The organism is Paraburkholderia lycopersici (assembly GCF_900096975.1).
GTDB classification, from domain to species: domain Bacteria; phylum Pseudomonadota; class Gammaproteobacteria; order Burkholderiales; family Burkholderiaceae; genus Paraburkholderia; species Paraburkholderia lycopersici.
The window spans coordinates 23,963-39,133 of the sequence record NZ_FMYQ01000010.1 but is presented as its reverse complement, the minus strand read 5'-3'; the positions used below and the strand labels follow the sequence as shown (position 1 = coordinate 39,133).

Annotated in this window: 19 protein-coding genes; 14 read left to right on the top strand and 5 right to left on the bottom strand. The window is 66.4% G+C overall.

Annotated features, from left to right (window positions below; all coding sequences use genetic code 11):
* Positions 1 to 2: 2 nt before the first annotated feature.
* The 7 genes from BLU17_RS12900 (at position 3) to BLU17_RS33125 (ending at position 4,478) form a co-directional block, all read left to right on the top strand.
* Entirely contained in the window at positions 3 to 1,154 is a 1,152-nt protein-coding gene (locus BLU17_RS12900; protein ID WP_091997298.1) for a cysteine desulfurase family protein, read from the top strand.
* 29 nt (positions 1,155 to 1,183) lie between these two features.
* On the top strand, positions 1,184 to 1,402 hold the full coding sequence (nifT, locus tag BLU17_RS12895) for a putative nitrogen fixation protein NifT (protein ID WP_091997125.1): 219 nt from the start codon (positions 1,184 to 1,186) through the stop codon (positions 1,400 to 1,402).
* Position 1,403: 1 nt separating this feature from the next.
* Positions 1,404 to 1,685: a hypothetical protein gene (locus BLU17_RS12890; protein WP_091997124.1), complete on the top strand. Its 282-nt coding sequence runs from the start codon at positions 1,404 to 1,406 to the stop codon at positions 1,683 to 1,685.
* On the top strand, positions 1,672 to 2,835 hold the full coding sequence (locus tag BLU17_RS12885) for a DegT/DnrJ/EryC1/StrS family aminotransferase (protein ID WP_091997123.1): 1,164 nt from the start codon (positions 1,672 to 1,674) through the stop codon (positions 2,833 to 2,835). Before BLU17_RS12890 ends, BLU17_RS12885 begins: the two co-directional genes overlap by 14 nt.
* A gap of 12 nt (positions 2,836 to 2,847) precedes the next feature.
* Complete coding sequence (locus BLU17_RS12880; RefSeq protein WP_091997122.1) at positions 2,848 to 3,699, top strand: SIR2 family NAD-dependent protein deacylase; 852 nt, start codon at positions 2,848 to 2,850, stop codon at positions 3,697 to 3,699.
* Between the two features lie 64 nt (positions 3,700 to 3,763).
* Positions 3,764 to 4,060 carry a 2Fe-2S iron-sulfur cluster-binding protein gene (locus BLU17_RS12875; RefSeq protein WP_091997121.1) on the top strand — a complete coding sequence of 99 codons (297 nt, stop codon included), beginning with the start codon at positions 3,764 to 3,766 and terminating at the stop codon, positions 4,058 to 4,060.
* Positions 4,061 to 4,073: 13 nt separating this feature from the next.
* Positions 4,074 to 4,478: a hypothetical protein gene (locus BLU17_RS33125; protein WP_176929061.1), complete on the top strand. Its 405-nt coding sequence runs from the start codon at positions 4,074 to 4,076 to the stop codon at positions 4,476 to 4,478.
* A 42-nt stretch (positions 4,479 to 4,520) separates the two neighbouring features.
* On the opposite strand, the gene BLU17_RS12865 is transcribed toward BLU17_RS33125, so the two are convergent.
* The 5 genes from BLU17_RS12865 to BLU17_RS12845 all read right to left on the bottom strand — a co-directional run bounded on the left by BLU17_RS12865 (position 4,521) and on the right by BLU17_RS12845 (position 7,092).
* Positions 4,521 to 4,763 (bottom strand): FmdB family zinc ribbon protein, encoded by a 243-nt coding sequence (locus BLU17_RS12865; protein ID WP_091997120.1) that lies wholly within the window; start codon positions 4,761 to 4,763, stop codon positions 4,521 to 4,523.
* 14 nt (positions 4,764 to 4,777) lie between these two features.
* Positions 4,778 to 5,212 carry an ArsC/Spx/MgsR family protein gene (locus BLU17_RS12860; RefSeq protein WP_091997119.1) on the bottom strand — a complete coding sequence of 145 codons (435 nt, stop codon included), beginning with the start codon at positions 5,210 to 5,212 and terminating at the stop codon, positions 4,778 to 4,780.
* Between the two features lie 58 nt (positions 5,213 to 5,270).
* Positions 5,271 to 5,891: an ankyrin repeat domain-containing protein gene (locus BLU17_RS12855; RefSeq protein ID WP_091997118.1), complete on the bottom strand. Its 621-nt coding sequence runs from the start codon at positions 5,889 to 5,891 to the stop codon at positions 5,271 to 5,273.
* Between the two features lie 88 nt (positions 5,892 to 5,979).
* Positions 5,980 to 6,588 carry a hypothetical protein gene (locus tag BLU17_RS12850; RefSeq protein WP_091997117.1) on the bottom strand — a complete coding sequence of 203 codons (609 nt, stop codon included), beginning with the start codon at positions 6,586 to 6,588 and terminating at the stop codon, positions 5,980 to 5,982.
* A gap of 84 nt (positions 6,589 to 6,672) precedes the next feature.
* On the bottom strand, positions 6,673 to 7,092 hold the full coding sequence (locus BLU17_RS12845; RefSeq protein WP_091997116.1) for a group II truncated hemoglobin: 420 nt from the start codon (positions 7,090 to 7,092) through the stop codon (positions 6,673 to 6,675).
* Between the two features lie 385 nt (positions 7,093 to 7,477).
* On the opposite strand from BLU17_RS12845, the gene nifH reads away from it, so the two are divergent.
* The 7 genes from nifH (at position 7,478) to nifE (ending at position 15,170) form a co-directional block, all read left to right on the top strand.
* On the top strand, positions 7,478 to 8,359 hold the full coding sequence (nifH, locus tag BLU17_RS12840; protein ID WP_091997115.1) for a nitrogenase iron protein: 882 nt from the start codon (positions 7,478 to 7,480) through the stop codon (positions 8,357 to 8,359).
* Between the two features lie 88 nt (positions 8,360 to 8,447).
* Complete coding sequence (gene nifD, locus BLU17_RS12835; RefSeq protein WP_091997114.1) at positions 8,448 to 9,911, top strand: nitrogenase molybdenum-iron protein alpha chain; 1,464 nt, start codon at positions 8,448 to 8,450, stop codon at positions 9,909 to 9,911.
* 71 nt (positions 9,912 to 9,982) lie between these two features.
* Complete coding sequence (gene nifK, locus BLU17_RS12830) at positions 9,983 to 11,542, top strand: nitrogenase molybdenum-iron protein subunit beta (protein ID WP_091997113.1); 1,560 nt, start codon at positions 9,983 to 9,985, stop codon at positions 11,540 to 11,542.
* A 13-nt stretch (positions 11,543 to 11,555) separates the two neighbouring features.
* Positions 11,556 to 11,876 (top strand): hypothetical protein, encoded by a 321-nt coding sequence (locus BLU17_RS12825; protein ID WP_091997112.1) that lies wholly within the window; start codon positions 11,556 to 11,558, stop codon positions 11,874 to 11,876.
* A gap of 104 nt (positions 11,877 to 11,980) precedes the next feature.
* Positions 11,981 to 12,460: a hypothetical protein gene (locus tag BLU17_RS12820; RefSeq protein ID WP_091997111.1), complete on the top strand. Its 480-nt coding sequence runs from the start codon at positions 11,981 to 11,983 to the stop codon at positions 12,458 to 12,460.
* 197 nt (positions 12,461 to 12,657) lie between these two features.
* Positions 12,658 to 13,479, top strand: a complete 822-nt coding sequence (locus BLU17_RS12815) for a hypothetical protein (RefSeq protein WP_091997110.1) — start codon at positions 12,658 to 12,660, stop codon at positions 13,477 to 13,479.
* A 191-nt stretch (positions 13,480 to 13,670) separates the two neighbouring features.
* Positions 13,671 to 15,170, top strand: a complete 1,500-nt coding sequence (gene nifE / locus BLU17_RS12810; protein WP_091997109.1) for a nitrogenase iron-molybdenum cofactor biosynthesis protein NifE — start codon at positions 13,671 to 13,673, stop codon at positions 15,168 to 15,170.
* Position 15,171: the final 1 nt, after the last annotated feature.

Below are 15,171 nucleotides of genomic sequence, written 5' to 3'. Positions count from 1 at the left end.
CGATGATCTACCTCGACCACAACGCGACCACGCCCCCCGCGCCGGGCGTCGTGCAGGCCATGCTGGCCACGATGACCGACGGCTGGGCCAACGCCTCGTCGCAGCATCCGCTCGGGCAGCAGGCAAAGCGCGCGCTCGCGGCGGCTCGGGCGAGCGTCGCGCGCGCGCTGGGCTGCAAGCCGTCCGAGGCGATCTTCACGAGCGGCGCAACCGAAGCCAACCATCTCGCCGTGCTCGGCCTGCATGCGGCCGCGCGGGAGGCAGGCCGTCCCCGTATCGTATTCAGCGCGGTCGAGCATGCGGGGCACCTCGCGCTCGCGCGGGTGCTGGCCGCCCAGGGCGTGCCGGTGGATTTCATCGGCGTGCGCGCGGACGGCATGCTCGACCTCGACGAGGCGGCGCGCCTGATCGGCGCGGATGTCGGGCTCGTTTCGCTGATGGCGGCGAACAACGAGACGGGCGTGCTGATGCCGGTGGCCGACGTGCGCGCGCTCGCGCATGCGGTCGGCGCGCGGATGCACGTCGATGCGACGCAGTTCATCGGCAAGGCGCCGTTCGACTTCGCGGCGCTCGGCGTCGAGGCCGTTTCGCTCTCGGCGCACAAGCTGCGCGGGCCGAAGGGCATCGGCGCATTGCTGCTGCGCCAGGGCGTGGCGCTGCGGCCGCAGATGCAGGGCAGCCAGGAGCGGCACCGCCGCGGCGGCACCGAGAACCTGCCCGCCATCGTGGGTTTCGCAGCGGCGCTCGACGCGCTCGGCGACGTCGAAGCAAAGGCGGCGCGCGTCGCGCATCTGCGCGATGCGCTCGAAGCGGGGCTGCAACGGGCGCTGCCCGGCGTGCGCGTGTTCGGCGCCGGCGCCCCGCGCGTGGGCTGCACCAGTTACCTGCGGTTCGGGCAGTTGCCCGCGGAGGTCGTGCTTCAGCGTCTCGAACAACTGGGCGTGTGCGCGTCGTCCGGCGCGGCCTGCTCGTCGGGAGGCAGCGAGCCTTCACATGTGCTCGCCGCGATGGGCGTGCCGCGCGACGACGCACTCGCCGCCGTTCGCCTCTCGCTCGGCGAAGCGACCACGGCGCGCGACATCGAATACCTGCTGGCGACGTTGCCGCCTTTGCTCGCCCCGCTTCTCGAAAACGATGCCGCCCACGCGGCCTGAATTTCCACACGAACCCAGGAGCTTCCGTCGTGAAAGTCATGATCCGCAAGGACAGCAAAGGCACATTGAGCGCCTATGTGCCCAAGAAGGACCTCGAAGAGCCGATCGTCTCGATCGCGCGTCCGCAGATGTGGGGCGGGCTCGTCACGCTCGCGAACGGCTGGCGGCTGGAGTTGCCCGAGATGGCGGCGGACACCGCGCTGCCGATCACCGTGGAGGCCCGCCGCGTGGCGGGCGGGGAGGACTGACATGGCGCTCGCTGCCGATCAGGTCGATGTCATGACCGAGTTGATTCGCACCTCGCCAACGCTGCCCGACGCGGCAGCGAGCTGGCGCAGGCGCTATCCGGGCGTGCGCGTCATGCGCATCAGCGCCGTTGAAATGCGCGATGAAACGCCGGTGTTCGAATTTGCCGGGCGACGCGTCTATTTCGCGACGTCGGAAGGGATGTGCGTTTCCGTGACGGCGCAGGCGAGCGAGGCCGACATGGTGATCTTCACCGAAGACGGGGCCCCTCATGGAGATCGATGAGATCGCGTTGAGCGAGCCGGCCTGCGGTGCGCGCGAGATCGAGCTCGTCCAGGCCGTGCTGCAATCCTCGCGCTGGAGCGATGGGCCAATGCTCGATTCGTTCGAGACCGCGTTCGCGGGCTGGAGCGGACGCGCTCATGCGGTCGCCGTGGCGAGCGGCACGCTCGGCACGTGGATAGCGCTGCGCGCGCTCGGCATCGGTGCAGGCGACGAAGTGATCTGCGCATCGCACACGTGGCACCAGGTTGCGCAGGCGATCACGCTGGCCGGCGCGACGCCGGTGTTCGCCGACATCGACTACTGGAGCGGCTGCCTGGACGCCGCGAAGGCGCAGCAGAAGATCGGCCCGCGCACGCGCGCGATCCTCGCGGGCAACACCAACGGGCATCCGGCGGCCTGGGGACCGCTGCGCGAACTGGCCGATGCGCACGGTCTGCGGCTGATCGAGGACAGCACCGAAGCGCTCGGCTCGCGTTACAGGGGGCGCAGCGTCGGGTCGTTCGGCGACGTCTCGGTGTTCGACTTCTCGGCCCCCTCGGCCTTGTGCGCGGGGGAAGGCGGGATGATCGTCACCGACGACGATAGCCTCGCCTACGAGTTGCGCTACCTGCGCAAACGCCGGATCGCGGATCGCGAGTCGGTTTCGGTGGGCGCGCGCGTGCCGCTGCAGGCGGGCATGAGCGAGCTGACGGCCGCGCTCGGCCTGGCGCAGATGGTAGGGCTCGACGAGCGGCTCACGCAGCGCAAGCAGGTGGAGGCCTGGTATCACGAAGCGATGCAGAGCTTCGAGGGCATCAAGCCGCCGTATCTTGCGGAGGACGTCGAGGAAGTGCACTGGATGCTCTACGTCGTGCATCTCGGTAAGCGTTTCACCCAGAGCGCGCGCGCACAGATGATCGACGACCTGAAGGCTTGCGGCATCGAAACGGCGGCCTACAGCCATCCGCTACACGAGCAGTTCCACTACATGAGCGCCGCCGACGCGATCGGGCGCAGGCGCGGCTCGCTACCCGACACGGAGCGCATCGGCGACCGGGCGCTCGCGTTGCCGCTGCACACGCAGCTCGACGCGGACCAGGTCAGGTACATCGTCAAGACATTGAAGGACACCGCGACCAACGTCGGCGCGGGGGCCGCCATTTATCTCTGAGGTATCCGATTCATGAGCCTTTCTCCGGCTTCCATCGACAGCATCGCGCGCCAGATCGGCAGCGGCAGCGTCATTCCCTATCTCGGCCCGGGCATGCTCGCGCTTTGCCCCGAGGCCCGCGTGCCGACGACGCCCGACGCGCTCGCGCAGATCATGACCGCGAAGGTGAGCGTGCCGCACAAGATCCGCAACCGGCTTACGCAGGCCGCCCAGTTCATCGAGAACTTCAAGCACCGCAAGTCGGTGGTGAGCATCATGAACGAAGCGTTCGGCACGGTGCCGACGCCGTCGGCGTTGCACCGGGCGCTAGCCACGAGCGGCGCGGGTCTGTACGTCGACTGCTGGTACGACGACACGTTCGCCACGGCGCTGGAGCATGCGCGTGCCGCCGGTCAGTGGGCGCAGGTGCAGGGGCTTTCGCAGTCGGAGCACTTCGGGCAGTGGTTCGGCGCCTACGACGCAACGGGCGTGCCGCTCGACGACGTGCCCGCGGCAGGGGCGCTGCTCTACAAGCCGATCGGCGCCCACGCTCCGGCGGCCAACTATCTCGTGTCGGACAGCGACTATGTAGAGGTCCTGACCGAAATCGACATCCAGACGCCGATTCCACCGGCCGTGCAGACCTGGCGCAGCGGGCGCAGCTTTCTCTTTCTCGGTTGCCGCTTCGACGACCAGCTCGCGCGCAGCTTCGCCCGCCAGATCATGAAGCGTTCGTCGGACACGCACTGGGCGGTGCTGCCCGACGAGCCGACCCGCATGGAAGCGCGCTTCCTCCAGGAACTGCGAATCACCCGCATCCCCATGCCGCTCGCGACGTTCGCCGAAGCGCTCGTGGGCGCGCTGCAACCCGCGTTGGCGGCCTGACGCGGTATTCGTTTCCATTGTTGTTTTCACAACCGATACAACCTTCATCGCTACAACGAACATCATGACGACACTGACCATACTGCCTTCGGGCAAGACCTATGACGTGACGGCCGGCATCACGCTGCTGAAAGCGCTGCTCGATGCGGGAGAGCACGTCGCGCACAAGTGCGACGGCAAGGCCGAATGCGGCTCGTGCCACCTGTTCGTTCAGGAAGGGCGCAAGAGCCTGTCGAAGATCCAGCGGCTGGAGAACGAAAAGCTCGATACGATCGTCGGCGTGGGGTCGAAGTCTCGCCTTGCCTGCCAGGCGGTGCTGGGCGAGGACCCCGTGACCGTCGAACTGCTCAGCTTCGTGTGACGGAGCATCGGCGATGGCAGCCGCCGAAGTTCCGCCGATCGATGTCGCCATCGTCGGCGCGGGGCTGTGCGGGCTTGCGCGCGCTGCATGCACGGGCGCGGTCGAAGCGGCCGGCGTGCACGCCGGCACCCGCCGCGTCGCGGGCGGCTCGGCTCGCCTCGTGGAGGCGCTGTCCGGCGCGCTTCCTGCGGAATCTGTCCTGACGGGGTACGCGTTGCGTCTGCTCCGGGATCGCGGGGCATGGTTCGAACTGCACCTCGCGCATGAGGGGCGGGCAAGCGGGCGCGCTGGGCGGCTTCGTGGCGCTGGACGCATCGCCGCGCGCACTTCGAACGCGGGATGCCGTTGCCGATCGAGAGCCAGCTGGTGCAGCTGTACGGCCCGCAAGCGCCAGCGCCAGGGGCGCTGTTCCGGATGACGATGCGAACGGCCGCGCGACGGCTGGCCGGGCCGCTCCCGCTCAGCGCCTGCCCAGCAGCTTGTTGCGCTCGCTCGCCGTGTAGTTGCCCAGATGCCCCTCGCGCGCGGCCTGCCTGCGCGCCGACGCGATGATCGCCTTGCTGCGCCCCGGGGGCGCCGGCGCGCAGACCTGCTTGTCGAGCGACGCGCTGCCGCAGCGCGGGCAGACGGGTGTGGCGCCGGCCCGCACCAGCGTTTCGAACTGCAACTGGCAGTCCTGGCATCGAAAGTCATAAAGCGGCATGGCGCGGCTCCTGTTCAATCGGATGAGACGGAGCAGTCGTCCGTCGTGGCGGCGCACCCTTCCAGCGATCGCGGCGCGTGGCTGCTGGCGGCTTCGTGGCCAAGCCCGATCCATGCATGCACGCGCTTCGTCTCGAAGCCGACCATGCGCGTCTCGCCGGCCTGCATCAGCGGCCGGCGGATCAGCAGCGGCTGCGCGAGCAGCAGCGCGAGCGCGCGGCCGGCGCTCAGCGACTCCGGAAGGATCCGGCCAGACCTGATATCGGGCGCCGCGCGGTTGAACCACTCGGGCACCGGCAACGGTTCGAGGAACGCGAACAACGTTTTCGGCGTCCAGCGCCACTGCAGCAGGTTGCGCACTTCCAGCGTGTGGCCCGCCGAAACGAGCAGCGCCTTCTGTTTCGCGTTGCCGGCGCAACCGGGCTTTTCGTAGAACGTGATGTGAGTCATCGCGCGAAGGTCTCGCAGGAGCGCAGCAGTCGAAAGGATGACAGGGTATTCATGTCCGTCATGCGGCCTTGTCCGCGAAGACATCGGCCTCGATTGCAGGCCGCCCGGCATCCGCGCAGTGCGAGTCGGCGCCGGGCGATCCCTGTTTCGCGTTGCCGAGCCGGCGCACCGTGCGCAGCAGCTCGAAGCCGCGATCCGCGGCCATGTCGAATGCGTTGCGCCCGTCCGGCGCGGACGGTCCTTCGCTCGCGCCGAGCGACAGCAGCAGCTGCATCACTTCCACGCGGCCGCTGGCGGCGGCCTGCATCAGGCAGGTGATGTCGTTGTCGTTCGCGTGATCGATTTCGATGCCGGCTTCGACGAGCCGCAGGATAGGCGCGGGCGCGCCTCCGAGGCATGCGTACCAGAGCGCGTGGTTACCCTCGTCGTCGAGTGCGGCGATGCGCGCGCCCTCGTCCAGCAGCGTCGCGACCACGCGGTCTTCGCCATGCAGCGACGCCAGCATCAACGGCGTGATGCCGTCGATGCCGCGCGAATGGATGTCCGGGAAGTCGTGGCTCGATAGCCAGGTCGCGAGCGCGGCGGACCTGCCGTTTCGCAAAGCCGTGTCGGCGCGCGGCGCGGCGCGGCGGCTCGCGCTTTCGCGCACGACGGGGACGGTCTTGGTGTGCAGTGACATGGCCACGCTCCGGCTCGAATGGTGGACGGGGTGGGCGCGTCGTGGCGCGGCACGATCCGCTGCGCCACGACGCGCGTCGGAACAAGCCTCAAACGGGCCGGTTCTCGTTGGGGTTGCGCACCGGGCCCATCAGTTCGAGCCCTTCCGCATAGGTCATCGTGTCGAAGGTCACGTCGAAGCGGATCGCGGCGTCGGCAACCGCGTCGAGCTTGCCGGCGGTGTCCTTCTTCTTCAGATCGTTCTTCTCCAGGTAGAGCAACTCGAGCATCTCGTTGTAGACCGTCGACTCGAGAATCGGCAGCACGTAGAACATCGCCCCCTTGTACGGCACCTGGTAGCGCTTGCTCAGATCGATGTTGTCGCAGAAAAGGAAGTACTTGCCGCCAGCCGAGAGCGACTCCCCGAGCACTTCGGCCACGTCCTTCAGGTACTCGAAGCTCAGCAGCCACCCGGCGAAGAACGGCAGATGCGGCTCGCCGACGGTCGCGACTGCCATCACCTGCTCGCAGGAAAGTTCGGGCGGGCGCGCCTCGTCGGCGAGCTTCGGCGCAAAGCGCAGTGCGAGCTCGCCACGAAAACCGACCCTGCCGAACGTATTCGTGAGCCCCTTGAATACCGGGTTGAGCAGGCGGCCTTCGTGCTCGAGATGCGCGAAGGCGGTGTCGTCGAGTTCCTTGCGTGTGAGGGTGTCGGTCATGACGGGTTCCTTGGTTTCATGGCATCGGGATACGGCTGCATCGCGCAACGCCGGGTCGCGCTTCGTCGGGGAAAACACGTGAGTTCAACTACCGTTGTTGCGCATCCAGTCAGCAATCCTGAAAAATGCCTGCATCAGCATGTCGCGCAGCGCCGCATCGGTGCGGGTTTCATCCAGCGCCGCGCGCATGCAGTCGAGCCACGCATCGCGTTCGGCGGCGCCGATCGGAAACGCCGCATGGCGCATGCGCAGCCGCGGGTGGCCGCGTTCGGCCGAATAGTGCTTCGGGCCGCCGAGCCATTCGCACAGGTAGCGGACCAGCACCGCCTTCACCGGCGCGAGGTCGGGACCGTGCATCGCGCGAATGACGCGCGCTTCGGGCCGCGCGTCCATCTGCCGGTAGAACGCGTCGACGATGCGCGTCACCGCGGGCTCTCCGCCGATGGACTCGAAATGGCCCGAGGCGGGGCGGGCGTCGGCAACAGGAATCGGGAGCGGGTTCATGGGCGCTTGCCACGCAACAACCGTACCAACGGCTAGTTCGTCGAATGCGCGGTGGTTACGGCACGAATGTGTGGCGGGGTTGGCGCGGCTTCGGTGTTGTTTGCGACGAAACGCGCGCGCTTTGTCGGGAAGCCGACACCGCGGACGTTCGCCGCCCCGATTGCGGGAATTGAGCTGCAAGCCCCGTTAGACGGTGGATTGCGAGGATTGTGGACGACATGGCACGAATGCTGCACAGGAGCGGTCCGCGCGGACACACTCCGGCCGATGCGTGACTCGACAGAAGAAGACCATACGGACACCGCAGGCTGAGGACATGGTCGCGGCTTTGCAGCCTTGATATGCAACCCTGCTTTCAATTCTTTTCCTGAACTGGAGAACGTCAATGTCTCAACTTCGGCAAATCGCCTTTTACGGTAAAGGCGGCATCGGCAAGTCCACGACGTCGCAGAACACGCTCGCGGCGCTTACCGATCTCGGTCAGAAGATCCTCATCGTCGGCTGTGACCCGAAGGCCGACTCGACCCGCCTGATCCTGCACGCGAAGGCGCAGGACACGATCCTCTCGCTCGCGGCGGAGGCCGGCTCGGTCGAGGACCTCGAACTCGAGGACGTGATGAAGATCGGCTACAAGGACATCCGCTGCGTCGAGTCGGGCGGCCCGGAACCGGGCGTCGGCTGCGCAGGCCGCGGCGTGATCACGTCGATCAACTTCCTCGAAGAGAACGGCGCCTACGACGGTGTCGACTACGTCTCGTACGACGTGCTCGGCGACGTGGTGTGCGGCGGCTTTGCCATGCCGATCCGCGAAAACAAGGCGCAGGAGATCTACATCGTGATGTCCGGCGAGATGATGGCGATGTACGCGGCCAACAACATCTCGAAGGGCATTCTCAAGTACGCGAACAGCGGCGGCGTGCGCCTTGGCGGCCTCATCTGCAACGAGCGTCAGACCGACAAGGAGCTCGAGCTGGCCGAAGCGCTGGCTGGCATGCTCGGCTCGAAGCTGATTCACTTCGTGCCGCGCGACAACATCGTGCAGCACGCGGAACTGCGCCGCATGACGGTGATCGAGTTCGCCCCGGAGTCGAACCAGGCGAACGAATACCGCCAGCTGGCGAGCAAGATCCACAACAACGCCGGCAACGGCACGATCCCGACGCCGATCACGATGGACCAGCTCGAAGACCTGCTGATGGAGCACGGCATCATGCAGCAGATCGACGAATCGCAGGTCGGCAAGTCGGCTGCGGAGCTGACCGCCTGAATACGCGCTGAAGGGCTGGCCCGCGCGCGCCGCGAGATGCGTGCGGGCCCGCCGCAGCGAAGCACAATCCTCACCTATGGAGCATTCCATGACCGCCACGGTTGAAGAGCGCAAGGCCGCGAACAAGGCCCTGATCGATGAAGTGCTAAAGGCCTATCCCGAGAAAATGGCCAAGCGGCGCGCCAAGCATTTGGGCACCTTCGAGGAAGGCAAGCCCGACTGTGGCGTGAAATCCAACATCAAGTCGCTGCCTGGCGTGATGACGATTCGCGGCTGCGCCTATGCGGGCTCGAAGGGCGTTGTCTGGGGGCCGATCAAGGACATGATCCACATCAGCCACGGCCCGGTCGGCTGTGGCCAGTACTCGTGGGCGGCCCGTCGAAACTATTACATCGGCACCACCGGGATCGACACGTTCGTCACGATGCAGTTCACGTCGGACTTCCAGGAAAAGGACATCGTGTTCGGCGGCGACAAGAAGCTCGACAAGATCATCGACGAGATTCAGGAGCTGTTCCCGCTGAACAGGGGCATCTCGATCCAGAGCGAGTGTCCGATCGGCCTGATCGGCGACGACATCGAGGCCGTGTCGAAGAAGAAAAGCCAGCAGTACGAAGGGCATACGATCGTGCCCGTGCGCTGCGAGGGTTTTCGCGGCGTGAGCCAGTCGCTCGGCCACCACCTCGCGAACGACGCGATCCGCGACTGGGTGTTCGACAAGACCGAGCCGACGAAGCGTCCCGAGTTCGAATCGACGCCCTACGACGTCGCGATCATCGGCGACTACAACATCGGCGGCGACGCGTGGTCGAGCCGCATCCTGCTGGAGGAAATCGGCCTGCGCGTGATCGCGCAATGGTCGGGCGACGGCTCGCTCGCGGAGCTGGAGAACACCCCCAGGGCGAAGCTCAACGTGCTGCACTGCTATCGCTCGATGAACTACATCAGCCGCCACATGGAAGAGAAGTACGGGATTCCATGGGTCGAATACAACTTCTTCGGCCCGACGATGATCGAGAAAAGCTTGCGCGAGATCGCGAGCCACTTCGACGACACGATCAAGGCGAACGCCGAGCGCGTAATCGCGAAGTATCGTCCGCTCACGGAAGCCGTGATCGCGAAGTACAAGCCGCGCCTGCAGGGCAAGAAGGTGATGCTGTTCGTGGGCGGCCTGCGCCCGCGCCACGTGATCGGCGCCTACGAGGATCTGGGCATGGACGTGGTGGGCACCGGCTACGAATTCGGCCACAACGACGACTATCAGCGCACAACGCACTACGTGAAGGACGGCACGCTGATCTACGACGACGTGACCGGCTACGAGTTCGAGAAGTTCGTCGAGCAGGTGCAGCCGGACCTCGTCGGTTCGGGCATCAAGGAGAAGTACGTGTTCCAGAAGATGGGCGTGCCGTTCCGCCAGATGCATAGCTGGGACTATTCCGGCCCGTATCACGGCTATGACGGCTTCGCGATCTTCGCGCGCGACATGGACATGGCGATCTCGAGCCCGGTGTGGGGTCTCGCGAAAGCGCCGTGGAAGAAGGCTGCCTGAGTGCAGCGGGCCGGCGGTCGCGCCAGGGTGCCGACCGCCGGCTGTACAGACTACCGATTCAGGAGCAAGTCATGCCCCAATCCGCCGACAAGATTCTCGATCACGAGCTACTGTTCCGCGAGCCGGAATACCAGGCGCTCTTTCAAAACAAGAAGGACAACTTCGAGTTCAATCATTCCGATGATGCTGTCAAGCAGATCGTCGAATGGACGAAGACCGAGGACTACAGGCAGAAAAACTTCGCCCGCGACTCTCTTGCCGTGAATCCGGCGAAGGCGTGTCAGCCGCTCGGCGCCGTATATGTCGCGAACGGCTTTCACAAGACGCTGTCGTTCGTGCACGGCTCGCAGGGCTGCGTCGCGTACTACCGCTCACATTTCTCGCGGCATTTCAAGGAGCCCACTTCATGCGTGAGCTCGTCGATGACCGAGGACGCCGCGGTGTTCGGCGGCATGAACAACATGATCGACGGCCTCGCGAACGCGTACAACCTGTACAAGCCCGAAATGATCGCCGTGTCGACGACATGCATGGCCGAGGTGATCGGCGACGACCTCGACGCGTTCATCAAGAACAGCAAGCAGAAGGGCAGCGTGCCGGAAGACTATGACGTCCCGTTCGCGCACACGCCCGCGTTCGTCGGCAGCCACGTGACCGGCTACGACAACGCGCTGCTCGGCATTCTCAAGCACTTCTGGGACGGCAAGGCGGGCGCGACGGCGCCGCTCGCGCGCGTGCCGGACGAGAGCGTGAACTTCATCGGCGGCTTCGACGGTTTCGTGGTCGGCAACATGAAGGAAATTCGCCGGATTTTCGATCTGTTTGGCGTGACGGTCAATATCCTCTGCGACCCGTCCGAGACGTGGAACACGCCAACCGACGGCGAGTTCCGGATGTACGAAGGCGGCACGACCAAGGAAGAGGTCGAGCGTGCGCTCAACGCGAAAGCGACCTTCGTGTTCCAGGAATATTGCAGCGAGAAGACCAGCAAGTTCATCGCCGAGCACGGCCAGGAAGTCGTGGTGCTGAATGCGCCCGTCGGCGTGGCCGGCACGGACCGCTTCCTCATGGAAATCTCGCGTGTGACCGGCAAGCCGATTCCGGCTGAGCTCGAAAAGGAGCGCGGCCAGCTCGTCGATGCGATGGCCGACAGCCAGGCGCACCTGCATGGCAAGCGTTTCGCCCTGTACGGCGACCCGGACCAGATGCTCGGCTACACACAGTTCCTGCTCGAACTCGGCGCGGAGCCGGTGCACGTGCTCGCGACCAACGGCAACGAGGAATGGGCGACGAAGGTGCGCGCGCTGTTCGATGCCTCGCCGTACGGCGCGGGCTGCAAGGCGTATCCGAAGCGCGATCTCTGGCATATGCGCTCGCTGCTCTTCACGGAGCCGGTGGACTTCCTGATCGGCAACACGTACGGCAAGTATCTGGAGCGCGATACGAAGACGCCGCTGATCCGCATGGTGTTCCCGATCTTCGACCGCCACCACTACCACCGGTATCCGACGTGGGGCTACGACGGCGCGCTGCGCGTGCTGGTGATGCTGCTCGACGAGTTCTTCGAGACGCTCGACGCGAACACGATCATGCCCGCCAAGACGGACTACAGCTACGACATCATCCGCTGATCGGAGCGCCGCCATGGCAGAGCCGGTGCTGGTAAAACTCACCCAGGACGGCCGCAAGGTCGAAGTGATCGATGGCTGGGTCTGCCTCGCGGGGGCGCGCGAGGCGGATCACGTGATACCGCTCGTCGATCATCCGAACCGGCAGGCGATTGCGCGTGCGGCGCCTGGCGCCACGCACATGGCCGGGCGGCTGCCGCTCACGCACGAGCAGGCCGCCATCGTGCAGGGGGCGATGGCGGCGGCCCGGCGGGAATTCGACGCGAGCCCGGCCGGCATCGCGCAGCGCATCCGGCTCGCGGTGTGGGCGAAAACTGCCGCCGAGGGGGCCGAGTAACGGCTGCGTCATCGCCGCGTAGTTGACCGTAGTGGCCGGGGAGCAATCGAGTAGCAAGGCAGTGTCGCGGCGGTTGTCGTGAACCGGCCAGGGGAGGGCGAGTCGTGATTTACGTGTTGGAACTGTCGGCAAGCGGAGCGCCGAGGGCGTGGTTCGCCTACGATGAGGCCGATTTCGGGCGCAAGGTTGCGGCGTCCGATCCGCTCGGCCCCGAGGCCGTCTATGACGTATCGACGCCGCGCGAGTTGCTCGCGTTCAGCGGGCCGTCGCCAGACGCCGATGTGCGGGCGCGGTTTCCGTCGATCTGCGCGCTCGGCGACACGCATGGCTGGGACGCGCCGCTCTTTCGCGCGGACTATCTGCTCGAGCGAGGCGTGTGCCAGATCGAGCCCGTCACGCAGCGCGATGCATCGGAGGCGGCACTGAAGGCGCGCGGCGACTGCCTTGTCTACTGGAGCGACCGCGACGCCATCGGCGCATTCGAAGGCGCCGATCCGCGGCTCGCGGGCGACGCAAACGGGCGCGCGCGGCGAGCGCTTTACGAGCAGTTGGTGGCGCTGGAAGTGCTTGCGGACGACAACTGACACACGGGGCATCCATCGACCGATGCCCGTCTGTCTGCGTGCGCAGCGCGCGACGCGCGGGTCTCTCATATCCATTGCCGATCGCGGAGCCGGCCAATGCATACAGGCTTTGATACGCGGGGCAGGTTCGAGCACCTGTCCCGGGCGAAGGTGTGCGCGCCGATCTCGTGTTTCGCGCGCATATGTGAGGGCGCCCGGTGAGCTGGGGACAAGATCTGATCCGCCACGCGCTATGGGCTGCGCAGACCGAAGCGGCGACGCCGGGTGTCGCGGAGCAGGCGCAGATGGTGACGGCGGTGCAGATGAACTCGATCGAGCGTCTGAGCGCGCAGCAGCGCGGCCAGGTGTTGTGCCGCGCGCTGATGGCGCCGTATCCGGTGGGCTTCTTCCAGGCCTTGCGCGCGTGCGCCGGACTCAGGCGGCTGCTGCCCGAGTTGAACGCGCTGTTCGGTGTGCCGCTGATCTCTGATTCGGCGGAAGCCGACGACGCAGGCGAGCACCAGTTGCGCGTACTGGCCGAAACAGCGCGGCGCGGTGCGCCGCTTGCGGTGCGCGTGGCGGCGCTGCTGCACAAGACCGGCATGGGCGCCACGCCGCCGGAGTACTGGCCGAGCCATCCGGGCCACGAGCTTCGCGGGGCGCGGATGCTGGCGGCGCTGGCGCAGCGCATCGCACTACCGGACGACGCGCTCGATCTTGCCGCACTGGCGATAGCCGACGCCGACCGCGTGCATCGCGCGAGCGACCTGCGCGCGGGCGCCGTCGCCGCGCTGCTGGAACGCACCTGCGCGGACAGCCGGCCCGAACGCTTCGAGCAACTGCTGCTCGTCTGCGCCTGCGATTACGCCGCGTACCCCGGACATCGGGGCGCCGGTTATGTCGCGGCGCAGCGTCTGCGCCGTGCGCTCGCCGCGTATCGATCGGTACAGGAAGCCGCCGACCCGGTGGCGCTGCTCGACGCGCGGGCGTCGGCCATCGCGCGGTCGGTGCCAGGCTCGCGCTGGCATGACGCGGAATGAGCGGGCTTGCGGCGCGCGCTGTCGCGTTTGCGTCGCGGGGCAATGTCGCAATTCATTCAAACCGCCCAAAACGCGTGCCGATGACGACAATCGGCGGCATGGCGAAGCGGCCCGGCACCGCTTCGCGCGGGTTGGCGCCGTGGTACGGAACTTGCCAGTCCTCGTGTACACCACATCGTCAGGAGCTTGCCATGTCAGCCTCGCTCAAGGCCAAGATCGCCGAAGTGTTCGACGAACCCGGTTGCGAGAAGAACCAGGGCAAAAGCGAGAAGGCGCGCAAGAAGGGCTGCACGAAGCAGCTTTCGCCGGGCGCCGCAGCGGGTGGCTGCGCGTTCGACGGCGCGAAGATCGCGCTGCAGCCCGTTGTCGACGTCGCGCATCTCGTGCACGGGCCCATCGCATGCGAAGGCAATTCGTGGGACAACCGCCATGCCGCGTCGTCGGGCTCGACGCTCTACCGCACCGGCTTCACCACCGACATCAACGAGCTCGACGTCGTCTACGGCGGCGAGAAGCGGCTCTTCCGGAGCGTGCGCGAAATCGTCGAGAAATACGATCCACCCGCCGTGTTCGTCTACCAGACCTGCGTGACCGCGCTGATCGGCGACGACATCGAGGCAGTCTGCAAGCGCGCGTCGGAAAAGTTCGGCAAGCCGGTGATTCCGGTGAACGCGCCTGGCTTCGCGGGGCCGAAGAACCTCGGCAACAAGCTCGGGGGCGAGGCTCTTCTCGATTACGTGATCGGCACGCGCGAGCCGGAATACACGACGCTGTACGACATCAACATCATCGGCGAATACAACCTGTCGGGCGAACTGTGGCAGACGAAGCCGCTGCTCGACGCGCTCGGCATCCGTGTGCTGTCGTGCATCTCGGGTGATGGCCGCTACAACGAGATTGCCAGCTCGCACCGCGCAAAGGTCAACATGATGGTGTGCTCGAAGTCGATGATCAACATCGCGACGAAGATGCAGCAGCGCTACGGCATTCCGTATTTCGAAGGCTCGTTCTACGGGATCGGCGACATGAGCGACACGCTGCGCCAGATCGCGAAGCTGCTGGTGGAGCAGGGCGCGCCCGTCGACCTGATCGGGCGCACCGAGCGCCTCATCGAAGCGGAGGAGGCGCGCGCGTGGGCGCGGATCGCGCGCTACCGCGAGCGCCTCCAGGGCAAGCGTGTGCTGCTGATCACCGGCGGCGTGAAGTCGTGGTCGGTGGTGGCGGCGCTGCAGGAGGCGGGGCTCGAGATCGTCGGCACCAGCGTGAAAAAGAGCACGAAGGAAGACAAGGAGAAGATCAAGGAGATCATGGGCAACGACGCGCACATGATCGACGACATGACACCGCGCGAGATGTACAACATGCTGCGCGACGCGAAGGCAGACATCATGCTCTCCGGCGGACGCTCGCAATTCGTCGCGCTCAAGGCGCGCATGCCCTGGCTCGATATCAACCAGGAGCGCCATCACCCGTATGGCGGGTATGAAGGCATCGTCGAACTCGTGCACGAGATCGACCGCGCGATCCACAATCCCGTGTGGCAGCAGGTGCGCATTCCGGCGCCGTGGGGCGACGACGGCGAGACGCTCGGCGCGGTGCCCGGGGCAACGCGGACGCAGGCGCCGGCCGCGTCGCCGTTCGCCGGCGTGCGCGCGTGGGCGATGGGTATCGAGCCGGGCGTAGCGGCCTGAT